This is a genomic window from Sphingomonas sp. Sph1(2015) (genome assembly GCF_001970915.1).
Lineage (GTDB): Bacteria > Pseudomonadota > Alphaproteobacteria > Sphingomonadales > Sphingomonadaceae > Sphingomonas > Sphingomonas parapaucimobilis.
In genome coordinates this window covers 1-4,596 of record NZ_MQUI01000090.1, presented here as the reverse complement: position 1 = coordinate 4,596, position 4,596 = coordinate 1, and the positions used below count along the sequence as shown (strand labels likewise).

General features: G+C 60.8%; 4 protein-coding genes and 1 pseudogene. 4 read left to right on the top strand and 1 reads right to left on the bottom strand.

Features of this window, described 5'->3' with window-relative positions; all coding sequences use genetic code 11:
• The first annotated feature begins 90 nt into the window (after positions 1-90).
• The 4 genes from BSZ14_RS18520 (at position 91) to BSZ14_RS18505 (ending at position 4,133) form a co-directional block, all read left to right on the top strand.
• Positions 91-1,020, top strand: a complete 930-nt coding sequence (locus BSZ14_RS18520; RefSeq protein ID WP_083748343.1) for an acyltransferase family protein — start codon at positions 91-93, stop codon at positions 1,018-1,020.
• Positions 1,021-1,098: 78 nt separating this feature from the next.
• Positions 1,099-2,382, top strand: coding sequence for a glycoside hydrolase family 130 protein (locus BSZ14_RS18515; protein WP_010408731.1), 1,284 nt, complete (start codon positions 1,099-1,101; stop codon positions 2,380-2,382).
• 435 nt (positions 2,383-2,817) lie between these two features.
• Positions 2,818-3,015, top strand: coding sequence for a hypothetical protein (locus tag BSZ14_RS18510; protein WP_241231409.1), 198 nt, complete (start codon positions 2,818-2,820; stop codon positions 3,013-3,015).
• Between the two features lie 197 nt (positions 3,016-3,212).
• A complete protein-coding gene (locus BSZ14_RS18505) occupies positions 3,213-4,133 on the top strand; it encodes an NAD(P)/FAD-dependent oxidoreductase (protein WP_010408736.1) in 921 nt (306 codons plus the stop codon).
• Here BSZ14_RS18505 and BSZ14_RS18500 read toward each other — a convergent pair.
• Positions 4,130-4,468 (bottom strand): annotated as a pseudogene (locus tag BSZ14_RS18500) (integrase core domain-containing protein); the annotation flags it as partial. The gene BSZ14_RS18505 and the pseudogene BSZ14_RS18500 sit on opposite strands and share 4 nt — an antisense overlap.
• Between the last annotated feature and the right edge of the window lie 128 nt (positions 4,469-4,596).

The following is a 4,596-nucleotide window of genomic DNA, read 5'->3' as shown; positions in this document are numbered from 1 at the left end:
AGCCTACTTCTGTCATGCTCGCGACGAGCGGTTTCGGTCCAGCCCATGTGCTCTCCAAGGTCTTCGCAAAACCCGGTGAATCACAACTGACTGAAATCGCTCAACCTAATTTTCGGTCGGGTTCTAAGGCTTCAAGACGGAATGGGTGGCAGAGCGTTCATCGTCACTCGGCTGATACGCCTTTACCCATTCTATATCCTGGCCCTGGCGCTGGGCACCGTTGAATTAGCATACTATTATCGAAACGATCATCTCGCAGCAGAGATAATACTGTCCAGCGTCTTCAACTTCGTGATGTTGCCATCGCCGCCTGTGGGCATCCCCTACCAACCGCTGTTTCCTGCCAACTTCGTAGCCTGGACTCTTTCATTCGAGCTGTTCGCGAACGCTGCTTACGGCTTTGGTTTTGGGGTTCTAACTCACAAACGACTGGGAGTGATCGTTGGTATATCGGGTTTGATGCTTTTGGCATTGGCGCTCGTTCGCGGCAATCTCAATGGAGGAGCATATTGGCCTGATGCTCATCTTGCCGCAATCAGGGTCACCTTTTCATTCTTTGTCGGAGTTTTGATTCATCGCGCGCGGGAGACAGGAAAACTAGCACCGCTATTTTCCGTGAAATTACCCCAAATCATCATCATCGCAATCACGGTCGGTGCCCTTGGTTCACCCATATCACCTGTTTTGCGGGGGTTATTCGATGCGGCCTGCGTGCTGCTCGTCTTTCCACTGATTGTAGCCGCTTCGATTGGACGCAACCCTGTACCAAGCCGAGGAATGTGCGCTTTCCTCGGGGAAATTTCTTATCCCATCTATGTCTTGCAAATCCCCGTCTTCACGATTGGGGTAATGGGCCTGCCCAAACTTCTACCAGGTCTGCCGCAATTACCCGCTCCCTGGTCCGGGATTCTCCTGCTGGCTGCACTCTGCACCGCGTCCTGGTTCATGGCCACGCGCATCGATATCCCGCTGAGGCGCCGGTTGAACGCTGCGGTACTGCGGCATCTCCAACCTGGGTAGAGGCTTAATGATTCCACGAGGATCCGCTTTGATGGCCAAGCCCGCCCATTCACATACCGCAATTCGAGAAAGCCAGACATGATCCAGCGCGCTAAGCTCCGTTTTCCTCATGTGACGCTACGGCCCGACCCGTCGCGTACCCTGGTCAGGCCGTTTGAGCCCGGCTATCCGCGAGGTTTCGACGCTGGCACGACCCGCACTCAGGAAACGGTCAATCTGATCCTGTCGCTCGGCGAGGCGGAGCTGACCCGTCAGCTGGAGGGCGTCACCGCGTCCCTGGATGAGAACCACCGCGACGTCGACACGATGCTGCGGCGGCGTTTTGACGAGGTCGCCGATCACTTCGACGGCGCCGATCGCTGCGACGATGCGCGACGCCGACTGATCGGAGCCTATTTCAGTCAGGAATACGCCTATGAGAGCGCGGCGTTGTTCAATCCCAGCGCCGTGCTGCATCCCGACCAAAGCGACGTTGGCGATGGCGAGGTTCGGTTTATCCTCTCGCTGCGCGGGATCGGCGAGGGCCATCTGTCTTCAGTTACCTTCCGTACGGGGCGGTGGAAGCCGGGCGGCACGCTGGTTGTGGACGATCCCAGCTCGGTGTCGATGCAGCCCATTATCGAGCGTGCCGATACAGACGACCTCGCCCGGCTTCGGTATGACGGCAGCGAGACCTTGTCGGAAACTGTGCTGTTTCCCGTGCTGCCTAGCCAACGCCAGGGGATCGAGGATCTCAGGCTGGTCCGCTTTGACGAAGGCGACGGCACATTCGCCTACCATGGTACATACACTGCGTTCAGCGGCGCGGAGGCGCGATCGGAGCTGCTGACCACGACCGACTTCAGAACGTTCGAGATGCGCGCGCTTACCGGCGATGCCTCATTGGGCAAGGGGATGGCGCTTTTTCCCCGTCGGATCGATGGCCTGTTCGCGATGCTCGGTCGCCAGGACAACAAGAACATCTGGCTACTGAGATCGGACGACATCCTCCACTGGGGCGGTGGCGCCAAGCTGATCGAGCCGCGGTATCCGTGGGAGTTTGTCCAGATGGGCAATTGCGGCTCACCGATCGAGGTGGACGAGGGCTGGCTCGTCTTGACGCACGGGGTTGGCACGGTGCGCAACTACTGCATCGGCGCCTGCCTGCTCGACAAAAACGACCCCTCGAAGCTTTTGGCGCGGACGCCTCGCCCGGTTCTGGCTCCCAGCCCTAAACAGCGCGACGGCTATGTTCCTAATGTCGTCTACAGCTGCGGCGCGCTCGTCGTCGGCCGCGATCTACTGCTCCCCTACGCAGTGGCGGACAGCTTCACCGCGTTCGCGACCACGACGGTCGACGATCTGCTCGCAGTGATGGAGTGATTGGGCGGCGTGCCTTGAGGGATTTCACCGCCGATTGCGTATTTAATAATATGAGCGGTTCTGGTGCGCCTGGTCAGTCGGTGGTTCCGGCCAGCGCCTGGATCCGCAGCAGCGTTTGAGGCGGTGCATGCGCCTTGCAGCCTTGGCGACTATCGTGATCCAGGCCCAAGCGATGGAGGCTTTCGCATGTCACCGCAGATTCTGAAGCTTTCGGCACTTTCCGGACTCGCAGCGGCGCTCGGCGGGTGCGCGACCTATGGGCCGCCCAGCCGTAACATCGCCTATTTCGCAGTGCCGTGTAATACGCCGGGAGCTTTCGTAGCGCAGCCCTTGTCAGCGCCGGACGCGCCTCCAGCCACGCCCGGTCCCGGGGGACCCGGCGGCCCAGCCGCGCAAAATGTGCAAGCTTGCATGATCGCGGTGCCCGCCCAAAATTTGGCATATAATGCGCGCTATCGGGGGGGCGGGGGCTATTACGATCCCTATTATGGCTATCCCGGCTATGGGTCGCCCTTCTATGGTTCGATTGGGATCGGCTTCGGACTTCACGGCGGTGGTTATGGACACGGTGGCAGCTTTGGCCATCGCGGCGGCTTCGGTCATGGTGGGGGCGGCGGTCATGGCGGCCACTGACGCGCCGATCTGTTCGAGCTTGTTCGTACGGGAAGCGTAGCCGCAGCGACACCATCCGACTTTGCTTGGATGACGACTGCCGGGCGTATTCGGGACAGGAATCATCCTACGCGACACCCGGCGTGTGAGGGACGAACGCCGTGCGCACGTAAATGTGAATAGAGCGCGCGCTAGAGCCGGCTTGGGAGAATGGCTTTATGCGTACAGCAGCTGACACGTCGACGTCGCAGGAAAACGTGGATTGCATCATCATCGGCGGTGGCCCCGCCGGACTGACGGCCGCGACCTATCTCGGGCGCTTTCTACGCAACTGTGTCGTCATCGACGCGGGAGCGGGGCGTGCGAGTTCGATTCCGCGGTCACACAATTTGCCGGGCTTTCCAGACGGGATTGGTGGTGCTGATCTGCTATCGCGGATGAAACGGCAAGCACAGGCTTACGGCGCGACGATCGAGCAGGGCAAGGTGGTTCGCCTGGCGATCGTCGAGGACGGGTTCTCCGTCGCGACGGAAACGACAAGCTGGCAAGGCCGTACCGTGATCTTGGCGACCGGCGTCCGAAATCACCGGCCTTCAATGCCTCAGGCGTCGCACGATGCTGCATTGGCGCGCGGCCTGATCCGCTATTGCCCGGTGTGCGACGCTTACGAAGCGAAGGGCGCCAATATCGCTGTGCTGGGCTGTGACGATCATGGTGCTGCCGAGGCCGAGTTCCTCCGCCCCTATGGCGCGCGGGTGACGCTGCTGGCGCAGCGCTCGCCCGAACTCTCCTGGCCGGATGAGGCGCGGCTTATTAGGCTCGGTGTCGACGTCATCAAGGAAGCGGTGAACCAGATATCGATCGAAGGCGATCAGATCGCGGTTCGACTGGCAGATGGGCGTCGCCTCTCGTTTGATACCCTGTATCCGGCACTTGGCTCCTCGCCGCATACGCAACTCGTCGCCGGGATCGGCGTGAAGCTTGGCGAAGGCGGCTGCGTTGTCACCGACGCCCATCAACAGACCTCGGTTAGCGGTTTGTACGCGGCTGGCGATGTCGTCGAAAGTCTCGATCAGATCAGCGTTGCAATGGGTCAGGCCGTGAGCAGCCCCCACCGGGTGGTCCGGGTAGATAGTTAGTGCATTGTCGTCTCCGCCGCCATTGCCGGTCGGAGGTGGAGCGAAGCGGAACCGGAGGCCGGCAATGGCGGTGTCGCCGCTTCCGGGGCGGGTGGTCGATAGCCGAGGCTGCTGTGCGGTCGGACAGTGTTGTAGTGACGCCGCCACGCCTCGATCAGCACCCTGGCTTCAGCGAGGGTGTAGAAGATCTCGCCGTTCAGCAGCTCATCCCGCAGCGAGCCGTTGAAGCTCTCGTTGTAGCCGTTCTCCCATGGCGAGCCCGGGGCGATGTAGAGCGTCTTCACGCCGATCTGCCTGAGCCAGGTCTGGACGGCGGCGGCGATGAACTCGCTGCCATAGCACATTGGGAAGCGCTGGTTCGGGGGCCGCTATGGCCCTGATGAAGGCAAGGCCGCGAAGCGGCCGCAGGCTTCATCAGGGCAAGCCATGGTCGGTCAGCAGGTATCTAAAGTGAGGTTGTCGA